The sequence below is a fragment of the Variovorax sp. WDL1 genome (assembly GCF_001541225.1).
Taxonomy (GTDB): domain Bacteria; phylum Pseudomonadota; class Gammaproteobacteria; order Burkholderiales; family Burkholderiaceae_C; genus Variovorax.
In genome coordinates this window covers 23,414-42,163 of sequence record NZ_LMTS01000324.1, presented here as the reverse complement: position 1 = coordinate 42,163, position 18,750 = coordinate 23,414, and the positions used below count along the sequence as shown (strand labels likewise).

At 65.9% G+C, this 18,750-nt stretch carries 18 protein-coding genes and 1 other RNA gene; 2 read left to right on the top strand and 17 right to left on the bottom strand.

Features of this window, described 5'->3' with window-relative positions; genetic code table 11:
* The first annotated feature begins 52 nt into the window (after positions 1 to 52).
* Together xth and APY03_RS36520 are read left to right on the top strand one after the other, a co-directional pair.
* Positions 53 to 832: an exodeoxyribonuclease III gene (gene xth, locus APY03_RS36525; RefSeq protein WP_068685188.1), complete on the top strand. Its 780-nt coding sequence runs from the start codon at positions 53 to 55 to the stop codon at positions 830 to 832.
* Positions 829 to 1,350 (top strand): hypothetical protein, encoded by a 522-nt coding sequence (locus APY03_RS36520; protein ID WP_068685186.1) that lies wholly within the window; start codon positions 829 to 831, stop codon positions 1,348 to 1,350. The genes xth and APY03_RS36520 overlap by 4 nt, the downstream gene beginning before the upstream one ends.
* A 25-nt stretch (positions 1,351 to 1,375) precedes the next feature.
* On the opposite strand, the gene ntrC is transcribed toward APY03_RS36520, so the two are convergent.
* The 17 genes from ntrC to ompA all read right to left on the bottom strand — a co-directional run bounded on the left by ntrC (position 1,376) and on the right by ompA (position 18,663).
* A complete protein-coding gene (gene ntrC / locus APY03_RS36515) occupies positions 1,376 to 2,893 on the bottom strand; it encodes a nitrogen regulation protein NR(I) (protein ID WP_068685184.1) in 1,518 nt (505 codons plus the stop codon).
* 20 nt (positions 2,894 to 2,913) lie between these two features.
* Positions 2,914 to 3,990, bottom strand: coding sequence for a nitrogen regulation protein NR(II) (glnL, locus tag APY03_RS36510; protein WP_068685182.1), 1,077 nt, complete (start codon positions 3,988 to 3,990; stop codon positions 2,914 to 2,916).
* Positions 3,990 to 4,499, bottom strand: coding sequence for a hypothetical protein (locus APY03_RS36505; protein WP_068685332.1), 510 nt, complete (start codon positions 4,497 to 4,499; stop codon positions 3,990 to 3,992). Before APY03_RS36505 ends, glnL begins: the two co-directional genes overlap by 1 nt.
* Before the next feature lie 140 nt (positions 4,500 to 4,639).
* Entirely contained in the window at positions 4,640 to 6,055 is a 1,416-nt protein-coding gene (gene glnA, locus APY03_RS36500) for a type I glutamate--ammonia ligase (protein WP_068685180.1), read from the bottom strand.
* 150 nt (positions 6,056 to 6,205) lie between these two features.
* The gene (locus APY03_RS36495; RefSeq protein WP_068685178.1) at positions 6,206 to 7,006 is read right to left on the bottom strand and encodes a competence/damage-inducible protein A; all 801 of its coding nucleotides are present in this window, start codon (positions 7,004 to 7,006) and stop codon (positions 6,206 to 6,208) included.
* On the bottom strand, positions 7,003 to 7,875 hold the full coding sequence (locus APY03_RS36490; RefSeq protein ID WP_068685176.1) for an EI24 domain-containing protein: 873 nt from the start codon (positions 7,873 to 7,875) through the stop codon (positions 7,003 to 7,005). Before APY03_RS36490 ends, APY03_RS36495 begins: the two co-directional genes overlap by 4 nt.
* Positions 7,876 to 7,946: 71 nt before the next feature.
* Positions 7,947 to 8,918: a sterol desaturase family protein gene (locus APY03_RS36485; protein WP_068685174.1), complete on the bottom strand. Its 972-nt coding sequence runs from the start codon at positions 8,916 to 8,918 to the stop codon at positions 7,947 to 7,949.
* 19 nt (positions 8,919 to 8,937) lie between these two features.
* Entirely contained in the window at positions 8,938 to 9,735 is a 798-nt protein-coding gene (locus APY03_RS36480; RefSeq protein ID WP_068685172.1) for a polysaccharide deacetylase family protein, read from the bottom strand.
* Entirely contained in the window at positions 9,722 to 10,666 is a 945-nt protein-coding gene (locus APY03_RS36475; RefSeq protein WP_232081328.1) for a YVTN family beta-propeller repeat protein, read from the bottom strand. The genes APY03_RS36480 and APY03_RS36475 overlap by 14 nt, the downstream gene beginning before the upstream one ends.
* 77 nt (positions 10,667 to 10,743) lie before the next feature.
* Complete coding sequence (locus APY03_RS36470) at positions 10,744 to 11,502, bottom strand: pseudouridine synthase (RefSeq protein WP_068685168.1); 759 nt, start codon at positions 11,500 to 11,502, stop codon at positions 10,744 to 10,746.
* Complete coding sequence (ggt, locus tag APY03_RS36465; RefSeq protein ID WP_174262816.1) at positions 11,502 to 13,226, bottom strand: gamma-glutamyltransferase; 1,725 nt, start codon at positions 13,224 to 13,226, stop codon at positions 11,502 to 11,504. Before ggt ends, APY03_RS36470 begins: the two co-directional genes overlap by 1 nt.
* 40 nt (positions 13,227 to 13,266) lie before the next feature.
* The gene (locus APY03_RS36460) at positions 13,267 to 14,862 is read right to left on the bottom strand and encodes a methyltransferase regulatory domain-containing protein (protein ID WP_068685164.1); all 1,596 of its coding nucleotides are present in this window, start codon (positions 14,860 to 14,862) and stop codon (positions 13,267 to 13,269) included.
* Between the two features lie 134 nt (positions 14,863 to 14,996).
* Complete coding sequence (locus APY03_RS36455) at positions 14,997 to 15,953, bottom strand: phytanoyl-CoA dioxygenase family protein (RefSeq protein ID WP_162487107.1); 957 nt, start codon at positions 15,951 to 15,953, stop codon at positions 14,997 to 14,999.
* Positions 15,954 to 16,104: 151 nt separating this feature from the next.
* Positions 16,105 to 16,490: a transfer-messenger RNA gene (ssrA, locus tag APY03_RS36450) on the bottom strand.
* Between the two features lie 12 nt (positions 16,491 to 16,502).
* The gene (locus tag APY03_RS36445; RefSeq protein WP_068685160.1) at positions 16,503 to 17,171 is read right to left on the bottom strand and encodes an HAD-IA family hydrolase; all 669 of its coding nucleotides are present in this window, start codon (positions 17,169 to 17,171) and stop codon (positions 16,503 to 16,505) included.
* Complete coding sequence (gene ubiG, locus APY03_RS36440; RefSeq protein ID WP_068685158.1) at positions 17,168 to 17,890, bottom strand: bifunctional 2-polyprenyl-6-hydroxyphenol methylase/3-demethylubiquinol 3-O-methyltransferase UbiG; 723 nt, start codon at positions 17,888 to 17,890, stop codon at positions 17,168 to 17,170. The genes APY03_RS36445 and ubiG overlap by 4 nt, the downstream gene beginning before the upstream one ends.
* Positions 17,891 to 18,003: 113 nt before the next feature.
* Positions 18,004 to 18,663 (bottom strand): outer membrane protein OmpA, encoded by a 660-nt coding sequence (gene ompA / locus APY03_RS36435; protein ID WP_068685156.1) that lies wholly within the window; start codon positions 18,661 to 18,663, stop codon positions 18,004 to 18,006.
* Between the last annotated feature and the right edge of the window lie 87 nt (positions 18,664 to 18,750).

Here is an 18,750-nt window from a genome sequence, read left to right as displayed (position 1 = left end):
TACGCTTCGGTCCTGCCCCCTGGATCACCCCCAAGCCGTTCACACGCTGCTCATGAAAATTGCCACCTGGAATGTCAATTCCCTCACCGCCCGGCTCCAGCATGTGCTGGACTGGCTGATCGCCAACCCTGTCGACGTGCTGTGCCTGCAGGAGCTCAAGATGAGCGACGACAAGTTCCCGCTGGACGTGCTGCAGTCAGCCGGCTATCACGCGGCGGTGTTCGGGCAGCGGACCTACAACGGCGTCGCGATCCTGAGCCTCGCGCCGCTGCGCGACGTCGCGAAGAACATCGGCGGCTTCGCGGATGACCATTCGCGCGTCATCAGTGCGACGCTTGACACGCCGTCCGGCGAGCTGCGCATTGTCAACGGCTACTTCGTCAACGGACAGGCGCCCGGGACAGAAAAATTCGCCTACAAGATGAGCTGGCTGCGAGCACTGCGCGACTGGCTGCGCGAAGAAATGGCGGGGCATCCGCGGCTGGCGGTGCTCGGCGACTTCAACATCGCGCCGGAGGACCGCGACAGCTTCGATCCTGCGGGCCTGGCCGAGACCATCCATCACACCACCGAGGAGCGCGAGCACTTCAAGGCCCTGCTGCAGCTCGGACTGGTGGACAGCTTCCGCCTGTTCGAGCAGCCGGAGAAGAGCTACTCTTGGTGGGACTACCGAATGCTGGGCTACCAGAAGAACCGCGGGCTGCGCATCGATCACATCCTGGTGAGCGAGCCGCTGGTGCCGCGGGCGAAGGGATGCGTCATCGACCGCGTCCCCCGCAAATGGGACAAGCCCAGCGACCATGCCCCCGTGATTCTGGAGCTCGACGCATGAAAACTTCGACCACTGCATTCAAGGCCGCGCTGCTGGCGGCCACGCTCGCTCTGTCCGCCTGCTCGATCTTCAAGCCGGACGCCGCAGGCCCCGCGGCTTCGCGCGAGGCCGACAAGCCTGCGGACGAAGTGTCCAGGCCCTCCGCCGACGTGCCCACCGTGCGCCTCATCACCGCGCAGACGCCGGCCGTGCGCGCGTATCGGAAGGTCGGCGCCCGGCACATCTACAACGCCTATCCCAAGCGCATCTACAAGGGGAAGATCCCGCCGTTGGTGTACGCCGTGGTGGTGACCGAAACCGACATCGACGCCACGGGGCAGGTAAAGGGCGTGCACTTCACGCGCACGCCAAGCCACGCACCGGAGGTCAGCGGCAAGATTGCCGAGCTGATCCGCGAGGCCTCGCCGCTGCCGAACCCGGGCAAGCTCGGCGCGCACACCTATGTCGACACCTGGCTGTGGGACAGGAGCGGCCAGTTCCAGCTCGACACGCTGACGCTGGGCCAGCGCAGCCGCTGAGCACAGGCCGCGGCCCCGCGCTGACCTACTCGAGGCCCAGCTCCTGGATCTTGCGTGTGATGGTGTTGCGGCCGATGCCGAGCTTCTGAGCTGCCTCGATGCGGCGGCCCCGCGTGTTGGCCAGGGCGGTGAGGATCAGACGCGATTCGAAGCGGCGCGACAACGTGTCCCAGACATCGTGGCGCCCGGCCGCCAGCAGGCTCTGGGCTTCCTGCTCCAAGCCGCTTTCCCAGCCGGCGACCTGACCTACAGCGGCAGCCGGCGCGGCTGGCACCGCGGCCGCGGGGGGCACGGCTGAAGGAGCGGCAGCCTCGCGTTCGCCGGCCGCCGCCGGGGCGGCGCTCGCCGCGGAGAGCGGCGCCTCGACCGGCGCACCGGCCATCACCTCGGGGGGCAGGTCCTTGGCCTCGATCAGCTGCGCCGGCGCCATCACGGTCAGCCAGTGGCAGATGTTCTCGAGCTGCCGGACGTTGCCGGGGAATGCGAAAGTCGACAGCCGCGCCAGCGCTGCGTCCGAGATGCGCTTGGGCTCGACGCCGAGCTGCTTGGCGCTCTGCTGCAGGAAGTGGCGGGTAAGTGCAGGCACGTCCTCGCCTCGCTCGCGCAAGGCAGGCAGCCGCAGCCGGATGACGTTGAGGCGGTGAAACAGGTCTTCGCGAAAGCCCCCCTGCTTCACCCGCAGCTCCAGGTCCTGGTGCGTGGCCGCGATCACGCGCACGTTGGCCTTGACCGAGTTGTGGCCGCCCACACGGTAGAAGTGCCCATCGCTCAGCACGCGCAGCAGGCGCGTCTGCAGGTCGAAGGGCATGTCGCCGATCTCGTCGAGAAAGAGCGTGCCGCCCTCGGCCTGCTCGAAGCGCCCGCGCCGCATGGTCTGCGCGCCGGTGAAGGCACCTCGCTCGTGGCCGAAGAGCTCGCTCTCGAGCAGGTCCTTCGGGATCGCCGCGGTGTTGATGGCCACGAAGGGCCCGTTGGCGCGCGGCGAATGCTTGTGCAGCGCGCGTGCGACCAGTTCCTTGCCGCTGCCGGACTCGCCGGTGATCAGCACCGTCACATTGCTCTGCGACAGCCGCCCGATGGCGCGGAAGACGTCCTGCATGGCCGGCGCCTGGCCCAGCATTTCGGGGGTGGCGGCCATGCGCTCTTCTGCCACTTCCTCGCGCTGGCTCTCGTCGACGGCACGGCGGATCAGTTCCACGGCGCGCGGCAGATCGAAGGGCTTGGGCAGGTACTCGAAGGCGCCGCCCTGGAAGGCCGAGACGGCACTGTCTAGGTCGGAGAAGGCGGTCATGATGATGACCGGCAGGCCGGGATGCTTGGCCTTGATCTTGTCGAGCAGGTCGAGGCCCGAGCCGCCTGGCATGCGGATGTCGCTCACCAGTACCTGGGGGCCGAGCATCTCGTCGTCGGCCGCGGCTTCGAGCGCGGCCAGCACCTCGCGGGTGTTGGTGAAGCTGCGGGTGGGCAGGTCCTCGCGCAGCAGCGCCTTCTCAAGCACGAAGCGTATCGATTGGTCGTCATCCACTATCCAGATCGGCTTCATGCAGTTCCTTCTTCCCTGTCCTAAGGCAACGGTATCAATATCTTGAAATCAGTCCGGCCCGGGACACTGTCGCACTCGATCACGCCATGGTGCTGTTGCACGAAAGTCTGTGCCAGCGTCAATCCAAGGCCTGTCCCGCCTTCCCTGCCCGACACCAGCGGATAGAAGATGCGGTCCTTGATCGCGTCCGGCACACCCGGTCCATTGTCGATGACATGCAATTCCAGTGCCAGTCGATACCACTGCTTGTTGAATATCACCTGGCGCGCGATGCGAGTCTTGAAGGTAATGCGCGCATCGCCCGCCGCGCGCCGCTCGGCGAGCGCCTGGGCAGCGTTGTGGACGATGTTGAGCGTGGCCTGGATGAGTTGCTCGCGGTCGCCGCGAAACTCCGGAATCGATACGTCGAAGTCGCGTTCGATGTGCAGGTCGCGCGGGAACTCGGCGAGGATCACCGAACGCACGCGCTCGCAGACTTCGTGGATGTTGACGTCGCCGACCACGTGCGGGCGGCGGTGCGGCGCCAGCAGGCGATCGACGAGAGTCTGCAAGCGATCGGCCTCGTGGATGATGACCTGCGTGTACTCGACCAGGTCGCGCGACTCCACCTCCATCTGCAGCAGCTGCGCCGCGCCGCGGATGCCGCCCAGCGGGTTCTTGATCTCATGCGCGAGGTTGCGGATCAGCTCCTTGTTGGCCTGCGCCTGGTCGAGCAGGCGCTCCTCGCGGTCCTGCCGCACCTGCTGCTCGAGCGGCGACATCTCGATGATCAGCTCGCCCTTGCGGTCGCCTTGCGCGAGCGTCACCTGCACGGGCATCAGCTCGTGGTTGACGCGGCGCAGGAAGGCCTCGTAGCGCAGCGTGGCGAAGTCGTTGCTGCGAGCGCCGTCGATGGCGGTGCGCAGCACCTGGGGTTCGTGGAAGCAGGCGCCGAACTGCGAGCCTTCGAGCGTGCGGCGCGAGGTGCCCAGCGCGTCCTCGAGGCCGGCATTGGCAAAGAGCACCGAGCCGTCGGTGCGCACTACCGCGATCAGCGTGGAAAGGAGGTCGAAGGCCTGGAAGCGCTTGGCGGCGGCAGCGGACTTGCCGAAGGCCATCAGCGCGCGGCCGGCAGTCGGCCGATCTCCCGGCGGATGCCGGCGATGTCGCTCTCGTTGCGGGCGATCTCGGCCTTCATCTCGGCCACGCGGTCGAGGTACTTCTGGTAGTTGCGGGACTCGCTGCCCTGCTTCTCGGGCTCGCCGTTGTTGTATTCCCTGAGCAGTTGGGCCTGGCGCTCCTCGGCCTTCTTGAGCTCGGACTCCAGCACCGATCGGGCTTCGCCGTCGCGGGCGCGCTGGTCGACGCTTTCGACGCGCGGGCTGCCGGCCGGTGCCCGCACGGCGCTACTTCCGCTGCTTGGAGCAGCCGCCGCAACCGGCCGGCTCCCCTGTACCACGGTCACGTTGCCGCCTTCCATGACCTTGCAGCCGCGCTGCTGGGCCATGGCTGCGTTGTTGGTGTACTCGTTGCCGCAGCGCCAGACGCGTTCCTGCTGCGCCTGGGCCTGCATGTGGACGCCGGCCGCTGCCATGGCGGCCAGCAGGTAAACGAAAGAAGTCTTCATGATCATCGTATGAAAGTGGGCAACCGGACGGCATTTTCGTGCAATTCGACGGCACGACCACGGGAGGCCATCGCCCCAAGAAAAAAGGACGGCAAGCCGTCCTTTATTTCACTGAAAGGCGCCCCGGGAGGGCGATGCCCTTACAGGGAGTAGTACATGTCGAACTCGACCGGGTGCGTGGCCATGCGGAAGCGCGTGACTTCCTGCATCTTGAGGTCGATGTAGGCGTCGATGTATGCATCGGTGAACACGCCGCCCTTGGTCAGGAAGGCACGGTCCTTGTCGAGATAGTCGAGCGCCTGGTCGAGGCTGTGGCACACGGTCGGGATCAGCGCGTCTTCCTCCGGCGGCAGGTGGTAGAGGTCCTTGCTGGCAGCCTCGCCCGGATGGATCTTGTTCTCAACGCCGTCCAGGCCTGCCATCAGCATGGCGGCGAAGCCGAGGTAGGGGTTCATCATCGGATCGGGGAAGCGCGCTTCGACGCGGCGGCCCTTCGGGTTGGCCACGAACGGGATGCGGATCGAGGCCGAGCGGTTCTTGGCCGAGTAGGCCAGCTTCACCGGGGCTTCGAAGCCGGGCACCAGGCGCTTGTAGCTGTTGGTGCCGGGGTTGGTGATGGCGTTCAGCGCGCGGGCATGCTTGATGATGCCGCCGATGTAGTGCAGCGCGAAGTCGCTCAGGCCTGCGTAGCCGTCGCCGGCGAACAGGTTCTTGCCGTCTTTCCAGACCGACTGGTGCACGTGCATGCCGGAGCCGTTGTCGCCTACGATGGGCTTGGGCATGAAGGTGGCGGTCTTGCCGTAGGCATGGGCCACGTTGTGGATCACGTACTTCTGCAGCTGGACCCAGTCGGCGCGCTGGATCAGCGTGCTGAACTTGGTGCCGAGCTCCATCTGGCCGGCGTTCGCCACTTCGTGGTGATGCACTTCGACCGGGATGCCCAGCGACTCGAGCACCAGGCACATCTCGGAGCGCATGTCCTGGAAGCTGTCGACCGGCGGAACGGGGAAGTAGCCGCCCTTGACGGCGGGGCGGTGGCCGGTGTTGCCGTGCTCGAACTCCTTGCCGGTGTTCCACGAGGCCTCTTCGGACTCGATCTTGACGTAGCAGCCGGACATGTCGTTCTGCCAGCGCACGCCGTCGAAGACGAAGAACTCGGGCTCCGGCCCGAAGAAGGCGGTGTCGCCCAGGCCGGAGGCCTTCATGTAGGCCTCTGCGCGCTTGGCCAGCGAGCGCGGATCGCGCTCGTAGGGTTTGCCGTCGGTCGGGTCGACCACGTCGCAGGTCAGGATCAGGGTGGTTTCTTCGAAGAAGGGATCGATGTTGGCGGTGTTCGGATCGGGCATGAGCAGCATGTCCGAGGCCTCGATGCCCTTCCAACCGGCGATCGACGAACCGTCGAAGGCGTGACCGTCGTTGAACTTGCCCTCGTCGAAGTGCGAGACCGGCACGGTCACGTGCTGCTCTTTGCCGCGGGTGTCGGTGAATCGAAAGTCGACGAACTTGACCTCGTTTTCCTTGACGAGTTTGAGTACATCGGCGACGGTCTTAGCCATCAGGCTTCTCCTAGGATTGGTAGTGGTTGGAAATACAGCAGCGTTCGAGGATGCAGTTTCTGTGCCATTGTCAGGGGCATGTAGCGGCATGAAGCACCGTGCGATGCGCCCAAAAGCAGGCAAGTTGTAACCAAATTGGTGCCTGTCAGCTCAACGCACCAATTCGGGGCCAAGACGCGCATTAAAACTGTGCAGGCCTTCGAGCAGCTGCGCATAGGCCGCGTCGACGCGCTCGGCGTCGCCCTTGACGCCGAGTTCGATGTGGCGACCGTGCTCGGCGTGGTCGACGCTGGGCAGGCTGAAGACCTTGATGCCCGGATGCGTGCGCTCGACAGCCTCCATCAGCGGCGTGAGCGTGGCTTCCATGGCACCGTAGACGATCACCGACTTCTCGACCGAGCGGCCGCGGGCGAACAGGTGGCCGTAGCGCTCGTCGAGCACCGACTCGATCATCGGCCAGGCCATGACGGGGAAGCCGGGCACGAAATGCACGTCGGCCACGCTGAAGCCGGGGATCTTGTTGTAGGGGTTGCGGATGATCTTCGCCCCGAGCGGGAACACGCCCATGTTGAGGCGATGGATGTTGTCGGGGCGGTCCGGCTCATAGACGGTGCCCTGCTCGCGCGCCGTGTCCTGCATGCGTTCCCGGATCAGGACCTCGGCCTCGGGATGCAAGGCCAGCGGCACGCCCAGCGCCGCGGCCGCGCACTGGCGCGTGTGGTCATCGGGCGTGGCGCCTATGCCGCCGGTAGAGAACACGATGTCGCCCGATGCGAAGGCGCGCCCCAGCGCAGCGGTGATGCGGGTCGGCTCGTCGCCCACGTATTCGGCCCAGGCCAGTTGCAGGCCGCGAGCGGCGAGCAGTTCGATCAGCTTGGGCATGTGCTTGTCGGCGCGCTTGCCGGAGAGGATCTCGTCGCCGACGACGAGCAGGCCGATGAGACGGGTCATGGAGCACCCCATTGGGTTGCGACAGCGCGGGCGTCCGCCGCCTCGGCCGCCGTGGTGGGAAGGGCCGCCGCAGCGCGCTGCGCCCGCAGCTTGGCCAGCGCGTCCAGGCAGTAGTGCGAGAACCAGAGCGCGGAAAAGGCGAACACCAGCGTGTAGATCCAGATCGCGAGCGGCGCCAGCACCAGGAAGGCAGCGACGAAGAGCAGCCCGGACGCCCAGACGATGCTTGGCGCCGCGCCCAGGTAGCCGCACAGCACACCGATGCCGAGCAGCGGCAGATGGTGGTCGCGCAGCAGGGTCGCACGCTCCTCGGGGCTCGCGTGCTCTGCGAGGGCGTCGAAGCTCATCACGCGGTAGGTCAGCCAGCCCCAGATCAGCGGCGGCAGGATCAGCACCAGGGGCGGGATCAGCCATAGCGGCATCGACACCACCAGCGCAAGCAGCGCCAGGACCGTGAGGCCCAGCGAGCGGAACACGCTGCCGACGAATGAAGCGCCCTTTTTCTGCTCCAGCGCCGGGAAGCGGCGCTCGGCCACCAGTCGCGTCAGCGCCGGCGCCATCAGGCCGGAGACGACCAGCAGCGCCACCACCACGATCAACGGCGTCGCGGCGATCACGACGACCATCGGCGCGACCACGGAAGTGACGTCGCCGGAGAACAGCCGCCCGATCCAGCCCCAGAAACTGGCCAGCAGCGGCCAGGCCTCGAGCGCCTCGCGCGTCCAGGCGACGGTGGCGTCCCAGTAGAAGTATCCGAGCAGCGCGGCCAGCAGCACCATGAGCCCGAGCGGAAGCAGCGACAGCACGATCACCCGCGGGTGCATGCAATAGGCAACCGATCGCCAGAAGGAGTCGAGGAGGAGACGCATCGGGGGCCGAGGATAACGCCAGCGGGTGAACGCGGGGCTCAATGACCCCGGCATGAGCCGCGCGACCCTGTTCAACCGCGGTCCGCCAGCCGCTTCAGGCCCAGCCACTGCTGCGACCAGAAGCCGCGGCCGTAATCCCGCACCCGGCCATGCGCATCGGGCTCGACCTGGTCGCGCACGCCCGTCGGGTCGTAACGATCCTCGAAACTCACGGTGCGAAACAGCATGTCCCACCACGGCAGCAGCACGCCGAAGTTGTGGCCACCGAGCGTGCGCGGGCCTTTCGATTCGTGGCCGATGCCGATGCTGTGGTGCACGCGATGAAAGCGAGGGCTGATCCAGAGCCGCCCGCCGAGCGCGCCGAAGCTCCAGCGCAGGTTGGCGTGCTGCAGGCTCTCGCTGAGCTGCGTGAAGGCGACAAGGACGATGAACTGCCCCGGCGCCACGCCGATCACCTGGGCCACCACGACGATGATGGAGTCGTGGATCAGGTCGTCGAGCAGGTGGTTGCGGTTGTCGCTCCACATGGTCATCTGCCGCTGCGAGTGGTGCAGCGAATGCAGCGCCCACCACCAGTTGAAGCGGTGCTGCCCGCGGTGGATGAGGTATTCGACGAAATCCAGCACCACCAGGTAGATGGCGAAGGCGACCCAGGGGATGTCCGTCATGCCCGGCCAGAGCTGGTCCAGGTGGGCGGAGCCCCAGCCGGCAGCGCGCACAGCGCCCAACACGTCGTCGAACAGTGGATCGACCGCGAAGAACATGGCCAGGCGAAAGAGGCCCAGCCGATGGATCAGCGTGTAGAGGATGTCGGTGCGGATGGCCGGCCGGTCGACCACCGGCTCGGCCGGGCGCCAGCGCTGCAGGGGGCCGATGAGCGCGACCAGCACGCCGATCTGGATCAGCCCGACCAAAAGCCAGCCTGTGGCGTTGAAGGCGTCCTCGACCCACCCGCCGAGGCCGACGGCGTAGACCAGCGGCTGCACCGCGGCTTCGAAGAGCCACTGCTGCACGTTGGCGAAGATGTCCGTCAGCCAGTCCATCGGCACAGCAGCACGCGATTCAGGAATGCGATGCGATCCAGGCACGATAGGCCGGATGCTGGCGCAGCGTCTCGAAACAGAAGCCCTTGCCCTTGAGTCCGACGATCAAGGGCTCCAACACCGCCGGCGCCCACGGGTCCTTGCGCGACCAGATACCCAAATGCGCGACCAGGATGTCGCCGGGCTGGATGCGATCGAGGGCCTGCTGCAGCAGCTTCTCGTTGCTGAATTGCTCGCTCGGCAGCTCGTCGCCCAGGAAGCCGGCGGGCGACCAGCCCACGTGCTCATAGCCGCAGGCCTTGGCCGCCGCCAGCAGTTTGGGCGAGGTCTTGCCGCCCGGGGCCCGGAACAGCGGCAGCGGCTTCTTGCCGGTAATGTGCTGCAGGCGATCGGAGGCTTTGGCGATGTTGGCGCAGTACTGCTGCGCATCCCATGTGAACTGCCGTCCGGCGAATGCGCCGGACGAGGGCTGCATGCGAAAGCGAGGTGCGACGCCCTTGATGTCGCCCCACCAGTAGGCGTGGTCGTAGGTGTGGGAGGCGAATTCGTGGCCTTCGGCGGCCCTCGCCTTCCACCACGGTGCCCACTGGCTGTCCAGGCTGTCGCCGCCCGTCTGGGTGCGCTCGGCCGCGGCGAAGAAGGTTACGCGCACATCCTGGCGCCTGAGCACATCGGCCACCAGCGGCGCCACCCCCATGTGGCCGGTGTCGAAGCTCAGGTAGACCGGCTTGGCGCACTTGCCCTGCGCGAGGGCGCCGGTGGGCGCGACGGCCACCGCAAGAAGGAACGAGGCGGCCGCAGCCCTAGCGCTTTGCATGATCCAGGGTCCAGACCCCGTGCGGCGAGCGGCCGACGGGCACCTGCCTCACCACCTTGTGGGCCGCCAGGTCAAGCACGCTGAGCTTCCTGGCCCAGCGCGAGGTCACGTAGAGCGTCTTGCCGTCGGCCGATACATCCATGCAGTCGGGCCCGCCAGGCACCGGGTAGGTGTCGACAACCTGCAGTGTCTGCAGGTCGATGCGGCTGATGCTGTTGGCCACGCGGTTGCTGACGAAGACGCTGCGGCCGTCGCCGGCCAAGCGGAAGGCATGGGCACCCTGCCCCGTCAGGATCTTGCCGAGCGGCTTGGGCTGAGGACCCGCGACGTCGAAGACCTGCACGCCGTCGCTGCCGGTAAGCCCCACCAACAGGGTCTTTCCGTCGTGGATACCGAAGATATCTGCGGGCATGGGCCCGGTGGGGGTGCGCCAGCGGACAGTCTGGGTGGCCAGGTCGACTGCGACCAGCTCATCGCTGTCCTGCATGGTCACGCAGGCGGTGGCGCTCTTGCCGTCGATCCAGATGTGGCTCGGCGTCTTGCCCGACGGGAGGCGCTTGACCAGCCTGGGCTCCTTGCCGTCCCAGCGGTAGATGTCGACGTGGTTGAGCCGGTTGCCGGCAGTGACGAGCCACTTCATGTCGGGCGAGAAGCGCAGGTGGTACGGATCGATGATGCCGTAAACCACGCGCTGGACCTCGGCCGTACGCGGATTGAGAAACGTCAGCGAGTCGCCGGCCGAGTTGGCGACGATCAGCGAGCGCTCGTCGGGCGAGAGGTAGAGATGGTGTGGCTCCTTGCCGGTCGGGATGCGCTGCTTCTCGCTCCAGTTGGCCGGATCGATCACGCTCACCGTGGCATCGAGCGAATTGAGCACGAAGACCGGTGGCAGCTCGGCGGCCAGCGAAGGCAGCGCCACGCAGGCAAACAAAAAGGCCGCGTAACGGCGGCCTGGGGCGGAGAACTTGAAGCGCAAGGGGGGACGTTTCCGGAAGGAGGCTTCAAATCTTAACGATCGATCCTGTTCGGCGGCTGACCGGCGCGTGCATTTCGCAGGGCCTCGACCTGCTCCGTCTCCAGCCACCTCCACTGGCCGGGCGCCAAGTCCGGCGGCAATGCGAGCGGGCCGATGCGGGAACGGTGCAGGGTCTCGACCCGATTGCCAACGGCAGCGAGCATGCGCTTGACCTGGTGATACTTGCCCTCCGTCAGCGTCAGCCGAAGCTGCAGCGGACCGGTCGCCTCGCAGGCCGCCGCCCGCACCGGCTTGGGATCGTCGTCGAGTACCACGCCGGCCAGCAGCCGGTCGAGCTGCCCGGGATCGATCGGATGCTTCGTGCCCACTTCGTAGACCTTGGGCACGTGGTGCTTGGGCGAGCCCATGCGGTGGATGAACTGGCCGTCGTCGGTCAGCAGAAGCAGCCCCGTGGTGTCCTGGTCCAGGCGTCCGATGGCCTGCACGCCCTGCACCGCACCCTTGTTGGGCCGCTGGCGCAGGGGCGCCGGCAGCAGCGTGTAGATGCTGGGGTAGGTCGAAGGCTTCTGCGAGCATTCCGTGGCAGCCGGCTTGTGCAACATCACGTAGGCCTTCTCGTGGTACTCCCACGCGCTGCCCTGCACGGTGAAACGCAGGCCCTGCGCCTCGAACTCCGCGCCCGGATCGGTGACCGCTGCCCCTTGCACCTGCACGAAGCCTTGTTGGACCAGCCCGGCGCAAACGCGCCGGGTGCCGAAGCCCTGGGTGTAGAGGATCTCCTCGATGCGCATCAGTAGCCGAGGGCGAGTCCGGTGTTGCGGCGCGGGTCGTTGGCGCCGTAGAAGCGGTTCTTGCCCACCGGCTTGCCGCCCAGCGAAGGAGCGCCGACGATGATCGCCGCAACATGATTGGCCGGCTGGGGCACACCGATGTTGTGGCCCATGTCGGTCAGTATCTTGCGGGTATCGGGACCGAGCGCGAAGGTCTCGACATTGGTCACGTCAGGTAGCCATTGCTGGTGGAAGCGCGGCGCATCGACCGCCTCCTGCACGTTCATGCCGTAGTCCACCACGTTGAGGATCGTGTGGAGCACCGCCGTGATGATGCGGCTGCCACCGGGCGTGCCGACCACGAAGACAGGCTTGCCTTCCCTGGTCACGATGGTCGGGCTCATGGAGGACAGCGGCCGTTTGCCCGGGGCGATGGCATTGGCCTCGCCCTGCACCAGGCCGTAGAGATTGGGTACGCCCACCTTCGAGGTGAAGTCATCCATCTCGTTGTTGAGCAGCACGCCAGTGCCGGCCGCCGTGACCTTGGCGCCGAACCAGTCATTGAGCGTATAGGTCACCGAGACTGCGTTGCCCCATTGGTCGACGATCGAATAGTGGGTGGTGTTGCTGCCTTCGTGCGGCGGGACGCCGGGCTTGAGTTCCTTGGAAACCCCGGCCTTCTTCGGGTCGATGACCGCGCGGATCTTCTCGGCGTAGCCCTTGTCGAGCAGGCGGTCGAGGGGGTTCTTCACGAAATCGGGGTCGCCCAGGTAACTGTTGCGGTCCATGTAGGCGTGGCGCATGGCCTCGATCTGGTAGTGCACCGCCTCGGCTGAGCGGAAGCCCAGGTCCTTGAGCGGATAGCCTTCGAGGATGTTCAGCATTTCGCAGATCACCACCCCACCCGAACTCGGCGGGGGCGCCGAGATCACGCGGTAGCCTCGGTAGTCGCATTCGATCGGCGCAAGCTCGCGGGTCGTGTACTGATCGAGGTCGGCCTGGGTGATGATGCCCTTGCCGGCCTGGCTCGACTTGACGATGGCTGCGCCGACAGGTCCCCTGTAGAAGCCGTCGGGGCCCTTTTGGCTGATTGCCTTGAGCGTTTTGGCCAGGTCTTTCTGCACCAGCTTCTGGCCGACCGCGAAGGGCTCACCCTTGTTGAGGAAGATGGCGCCGGTGGCCGAATCCTTCTTGAACGCGGCGGTGGCCGTGGCGAGCATGTCGACGTCACCCTGCTCCAGCGCGAAGCCGCGTTCGGCCAGAGCGATCGCCGGCGCAATCAGCGCGGCGCGCTGCAGGGTGCCGTATTTCTGGCGCGCCAGCTCGAGCCCGGAAACAGTGCCCGGAACGCCGACTGCAAGATGGCCAAGAGTGCTCAGGCCCTTGACCACGTTGCCTTCCTTGTCGAGGTACATGCTGGCGGTTGCCGCCAGCGGCGCTTTTTCGCGGAAGTCGAGAAAGGTCTTGCGGCCGTCGGCCAGTTGCACTGTCATGAAGCCACCGCCACCCAGGTTCCCGGCCGCCGGATAAACCACCGCGAGCGCGTACCCCACCGCCACCGCAGAATCGATGGCATTGCCCCCGCGCTTGAGCACATCCACGCCGATCTTTGTCGCCAAGTGCTGGGCGCTCACCACCATGCCGTTCTCGGCGGCCGCGGGCGCCTGTGAAGCGGCATGCAGCTGGGCCACACCGGCCAGCGCCAGCGCCGCCACGACCGCGCTGCGCGCTGCCGTGGTCCACATGAGTTCTTTCACCGCGATCTCCTTTTTGCAAAGGAGTGCATCATGCCTCTATCAGCGCCTTTCGACGAAGGTCGCGCAATGCCAGGGCCACCTGCCGCTGCGTGAACTCGCGCAGCGCCGCTTCCTCGGTCAGCGGCTTCTCGTCCTTGATGAACCGCAGCCTTCCAGCGCGGGCCTCTGCAGCCAGGTGCTGGGCCAGGGCCTCGTGCGAATGCTTGCCGTCGAGCAAGGGCAGCAGGCAGCGCTCGAGCAAGGACAGTCCCACCAGCTCATGCCATTGATTGCAGGCGACGGCCGTTGGTCCCGCACTCAGCGCAAGACCCCGCGCATTGCGCGTCACGGCGGCCGCGCGCGGGAAGGCCGACACCGCGACACTGGCCTGAGGCGGCGTGCGCCGGATGCGCACCGCCCCGAGGATCAGCAGTTCCTCCAGCATCGCCATGACCGGCGTCTCGACAGCGGCCCGCGGCTCGCCGGTGCGCGCCGAGACCGCGGCGATCAGCGTATCGGTGGGCGTGCTCGCCGGGTAGCGCTCGTCGAGCACCTGGGCCACCGCCTTGTGGACCGGCACCCGCAGCGTGACCTTGAGGTTGCGAATCGCGCGGCAGACCTGCTCGCGCGCATCGAGCGTGAGCACTTCGCCGTCTTGGGCCGAAAACACCCCGGCGTACTCCAGCGCCCGGATGCGCTCGGCGTCAAGGCGATAGCGGACGCCCGAGGCACGCTCTTGCTTGACGAGCAATGTCTGCCGGAACGTCCTGTTGACCAGGAAATCCAGGTACTGCTCCATCATGATCTGGCTGCCCCCGCATTCCCTCAGCAGCGGATCACGCACCTTTTCCCCGTAGTTCTGCACGAACATCGTCGAGGGTTCGGCGTCCGCCAGGTAGCTGAGGCCGTGGGCGCCGGCGCGCGCGGCGAACTCCTTGAAGTAGCAGGGGGCGTTGTGCGGCTCGAGGAATTCGTGCAGGAGGTAGTACGCCCCCGAGTTGCGCACGATCGGCATGTTCTCTTCCAGCGTCTTCTTGAGTACGCTGTCGGGCCGCGCCGACTGTTCCAGGAACTCGAGCATCCCGCGGGCGTAGGAAAGCTTCTCGTCTGGCTCGTCGCGTGGGGCGCCGCGCAGGATCATGGCGTCGCGCACGATCTCGCGCGCCTTCCATCCGGGGTACACGTTGTAGCTGATGTAGGCCACGCCTTCGGGCGCCAGGTTTTGGGAGCAGATGCGCAGGATCGCGTCCTGCACCGCCGCCGGCACCCAGCTGTAGACGCCGTGGCAGATGATGTAGTCGAACTGGCCAAAGGAAGCGTCGATGCCTGTGATGTCCAGGGCCCGCAGCTCGATGTTCCTGAGCTGCGCCTGGTCGATGGCTGCTTGGCCCTGCTGGATCTGCACCGAGGACAGATCCACCCCCACCATCGATGCGTCCGGATGGCGGGCGGCGATGGGGATCAGGTTACCGCCCGCGGCGCAGCCCAGTTCGAGCACACGCGCCGTCTTGAGAGGCGGCGTGGCGAGGCCGAAGAGGAAGGCCAGGGCCTCGAGATGCTCGATTGTCGATTGTGGGAAGGGATGAGACTCGTACGGAACGACATCGTAGTAATTCGAGTTCGTGGGCGGCGTCGATGATTCCATGTGTATCCTCCAGCGCGCGCGGGCCACGGGTGTCTCCGTTGCCTGCCGGAAGGCCGATCCCCTCCGGCTGCGAGCGCGAGCGAGGCGGACTATAGCCCGCGTGCGACAACGCGCGAGGAATGCGAAAGAAAGAATCAGAATCTGCAGCTTGGACGCTGCTGCCAGTCGTCACGCGTGGGCGCCGTCAGCAGATACGCCGCGAGGTCGGCGAGACTCTGCGACAAGCCATACATGTGCTGGTACTGGAGGATCTGACGCGCGACGAGTTGCAGGCGGGCCTCGAAGCCGGGATGGGGCTTCTGCTCCAGTAAGGGAGGCATGGCCGGAAAATGTTCCCCGCGTTGGAATGGCTGCATGATGGGTTGAACGTCGCCACGCTGAAACTCCAGTGCCATGCTCATGCGGGGCTGCTCGGCAAACTCGCTGGTCGGGCCGCCCCAGTGCATGACGCACTGATTCCAGACCAGGTAGTCGCCCGGCTTCGCCGGCAGCGCACGCGCGGCAAACACAGGCGTCGGTGGCTCCGGCATGCCGGCTGGCGTGCTGTAACCAGGATCCATGTGCTTTGGCACGATGTACATGCAGCTGTTGAGCGGGTTCGCGTCGGACAGCGGGATCCAACAGGTGAGTGAGATCGGCGACCCATCCGCGGCTAGTGAGTTGTAGCGGTTGTCACGGTGCGGCTTCCAACCGGTCTCTCCCTTCCTTGGATCGACGTGCCACGCCCAGAAGGCCGGCAATGGCTTGTACTCGGCACCCAGGAAATGCGCGAACACCGGTCGCAGGCGTGCATAGCAAGCCCACGGCTCGTCGTAGACCCACGCGAACACGGCCGGCAGCCCGATAGCGACGCAGCGCGTCACGGCACCGCCGACGAGCGGCGCCAGCCGCTCGATCACCTCATCGCTGTCGCCAAAATAGCCGTCCTTCGACATCCGTTGCGCGAGCCGTTCATTGCTCTGCCGCGGCGCGGTCCCAACATCCGACTGCACACCGCCGATACAAAGCTGAGGGGCGAGCGAGCGCCAGAACCCGGCATCGCACAGGTCACTCCAAGTGACGGGCTGCACCGAAGGTGTGGTGATTGTCATTGTGGTCTCCCAGAACTGCGCGCCGGCCCGACCGAACCGATCGGCGCGGCATAGTACTTGAGGAGAGGTTGGAAACGATGCCCGATGCTGAACCGCTCGGGAGCAAACCGCGACCATCGTGAACGCAAAGAGGAAGTCTTTGCAGGTTGAATGGTGGAGCTGGGGGGATTTGAACCCCCGTCCGCAAGCCTTCTTCGCGCAGATCTACATGTTTAGCGATCTGTTTTGAGTCTCGCCACCGGTGTCGCGCAGTCGCACGCTACACCGGCCGCCAGTACCCTTGGATCTCGCCTCGACCCAAGGTACCCGGATCGAGGCCAGCCGATGTAGATTATCTTTGCAGCCGGGAGGCGCGGATTGCTCCTTGCCCCCTTGCCCAGCCCATCGGCGTGCTGTTGCAAAGCTCACCGGCAATTAAGCGGCGAGTGCGAAACGTTCGTCGTTTGCAGTTAGTTTGTTTGAATCTGTTTTACGAGCGCATTCAGCTCGACATGCCCCGCTGCGATTCCGAACCCACGTCGAAACCAGTGCAGCCCCAAGTCGCGTATTTTAGGCCGCTTCCAGTAGTTGCAAGAGCTCCAGGGGTGATTTGATGGCCGCGTCGGCTTCCCAGAGCGTCACGTCCGCATCGGCGCCCATGTAGCCGTAGGCCGCGGCCACGGTGCGCATGCCCGCGGCCCGCCCAGCCGTCATGTCGCGCTCGTCGTCGCCCACATAGATGCAGTGCTCCGGCGTCACACCCAGTTGCCGTGCCGCCTCGAACAGTGGCTCGGGATGCGGCTTGGCGTAAGGGGTCGTGTCGCCGCTGACGATCGCGCGCGCCGTGGCGAACAACGGCATCGCGCGCGTGAGCGGCTCGGTAAAGCGGACCGACTTGTTGGTGACCACACCCCATTGCAGGCCGTGCGCGCAAAGTGCCGCCACCAGCTCAGCCACGCCGTCAAATACCCGCGTGCGCATCATCCGAGCTTCATAGTTGAGGAAAAATTCCTCGCGCAGCGGTGCGAAGTCCGGCGCGTCGGGGGTGATACCAAAGGCGACGCCCAGCATCCCGCGCGCCCCGGCGCCGGCCATGGGGCGATAACGCTCCATCGGCAGCGAGGCCAGTCCGCGCTCGGTGCGCATTTGATCAGCAGCGGCACCCAGGTCGGGTGCGCTGTCGATCAGCGTGCCGTCCAGGTCGAACAGAACGGCTCTGGGTCCGGCAGCGGAGATCATGATGGGGGCAAAGGCGGCTTGCGCGTTGCAAACATGTAGTTGACGCTGGTGTCGTCACTGAGCCAATAGCGACGTGTGACGGGATTGTGCTGCAGGCCGCGTGTCTGGTGCAGGTCGAGCCCTGCAGCGCGGCAGTGGGCAGCCAGTTCGCTCGGCCGGATCAGCTTTTGGTACTCGTGCGTGCCGCGCGGCAGCATGCCCAGCACGTACTCCGCCCCGACGATCGCGAAGAGGAAAGACTTGAGGTTGCGATGGATGGTCGAGAAGAAGACCCAGCCGCCGGGCTTGGCCAGCCGGGCGCAGGCCCCCACGACCGAGGCCGGCTGCGGCACATGCTCCAGCATCTCCATGCAGGTGACGACGTCGAAGCTCTCGGGCTGCTCGGCGGCCAGCGCTTCGGCGCTGATAAGGCGATACTTCACGCCGCGCGTCGCAGCCTCTAGCGCGTGCAGTTGGGCCACCTTGAGGGCCTTGTCGGCCAAGTCGATGCCAAGCACGTCACCGCCGCGCCGCGCCATCGCATCAGCGAGGATTCCGCCTCCGCAACCCACGTCGAGCACCCGAAGTCCTGCTATGGGCGTAATACTTTCGATCCACTCAAGACGGAGTGGATTAATTTCATGAAGCGGCCGGAATTCGCTTTCCAGATCCCACCAGCGGTGAGCCAGCTCCGAGAATTTGGCGAGTTCCGCTGGATCGGCATTCACGGTTTCGGTCATATGCAGATTATGAAACGACGCGAATTGCCTTAGCCCATTCTCGGCGAATCCGCAATGCATTTGCCATTAAAAAACCCCGCCGAGGCGGGGTTTGCTTTGAAGATTCTTGCGAATCAGCGGTTGGCGCGGGTACCAACCACTTCGATTTCCACGCGGCGATTCTTGGCGCGGCCTTCGCGGGTGCGGTTGTCGGCCACAGGCTGCTTCTCGCCCTTGCCTTCGGTATAGACGCGGTTGCGTTCGATGCCCTTCGAGACCAAGTAGGCCTTCACGGCTTCAGCGCGACGGACAGACAGGCGCTGGTTGTAGGCATCGGTACCGATCGAGTCGGTATGACCGACGGCAATGATCACCTCGAGGTTCACGTCACGGATCTTCGAGACCAGGTCGTCCAGCTTGGCGCGGCCTTCGGGCTTGAGCACGGACTTGTCAAAATCGAAGAAGGCATCGGCAGCGAAGGTGACCTTCGAAGCGGCAACAGCCGGAGGAGCGGGCCGAGGAGCGGGCACCGGAGCGGCCGGGGTCACGGCAGCGGGAGGCGGCGGCGGAACCAGGGCGCCGTCGCAGCCAGCGGCAGCGGTTGCAGGCGTCCAGTTCGCATCGCGCCAGCAGAGTTCGTTCGTGCCGTTCTTCCAGACCAATTCGCCAGTGCCGTTCTGCCAGTTGTCGATCACGGGCCCACCGTTCGCGGCGGTGACACGGGTCTGCGCGCCGGCGGCAGTGGCGAGCGCAGCGACTGCAAACATCATCGCCACTTTATTCAGTTTCTTCATGGTTCTCCTCTTGGGGAAAAAGCCGCAGCCGCGCTGCGAATCAAGGACGCTTTAAGTGACCACCACCCAAAACGTTGAGGCGATTGT

Coding starts and splice junctions, on each gene's coding strand:
- APY03_RS36470 (WP_068685168.1), bottom strand. CDS start 11,502: ATGCGCATCGAGGAGATCCTCTACACCCAGGGCTTCGGCACCCGGCGC.
- APY03_RS36480 (WP_068685172.1), bottom strand. CDS start 9,735: ATGCAAAGCGCTAGGGCTGCGGCCGCCTCGTTCCTTCTTGCGGTGGCC.
- ntrC (WP_068685184.1), bottom strand. CDS start 2,893: ATGAAGCCGATCTGGATAGTGGATGACGACCAATCGATACGCTTCGTG.
- xth (WP_068685188.1), top strand. CDS start 53: ATGAAAATTGCCACCTGGAATGTCAATTCCCTCACCGCCCGGCTCCAG.
- ggt (WP_174262816.1), bottom strand. CDS start 13,226: ATGTGGACCACGGCAGCGCGCAGCGCGGTCGTGGCGGCGCTGGCGCTG.
- APY03_RS36445 (WP_068685160.1), bottom strand. CDS start 17,171: ATGATCTCCGCTGCCGGACCCAGAGCCGTTCTGTTCGACCTGGACGGC.
- glnL (WP_068685182.1), bottom strand. CDS start 3,990: ATGGCCTTCGGCAAGTCCGCTGCCGCCGCCAAGCGCTTCCAGGCCTTC.
- APY03_RS36505 (WP_068685332.1), bottom strand. CDS start 4,499: ATGAAGACTTCTTTCGTTTACCTGCTGGCCGCCATGGCAGCGGCCGGC.
- ubiG (WP_068685158.1), bottom strand. CDS start 17,890: ATGACCGAAACCGTGAATGCCGATCCAGCGGAACTCGCCAAATTCTCG.
- APY03_RS36455 (WP_162487107.1), bottom strand. CDS start 15,953: ATGACAATCACCACACCTTCGGTGCAGCCCGTCACTTGGAGTGACCTG.
- APY03_RS36485 (WP_068685174.1), bottom strand. CDS start 8,918: ATGGACTGGCTGACGGACATCTTCGCCAACGTGCAGCAGTGGCTCTTC.
- APY03_RS36490 (WP_068685176.1), bottom strand. CDS start 7,875: ATGCGTCTCCTCCTCGACTCCTTCTGGCGATCGGTTGCCTATTGCATG.
- ompA (WP_068685156.1), bottom strand. CDS start 18,663: ATGAAGAAACTGAATAAAGTGGCGATGATGTTTGCAGTCGCTGCGCTC.
- glnA (WP_068685180.1), bottom strand. CDS start 6,055: ATGGCTAAGACCGTCGCCGATGTACTCAAACTCGTCAAGGAAAACGAG.
- APY03_RS36495 (WP_068685178.1), bottom strand. CDS start 7,006: ATGACCCGTCTCATCGGCCTGCTCGTCGTCGGCGACGAGATCCTCTCC.
- APY03_RS36520 (WP_068685186.1), top strand. CDS start 829: ATGAAAACTTCGACCACTGCATTCAAGGCCGCGCTGCTGGCGGCCACG.
- APY03_RS36460 (WP_068685164.1), bottom strand. CDS start 14,862: ATGGAATCATCGACGCCGCCCACGAACTCGAATTACTACGATGTCGTT.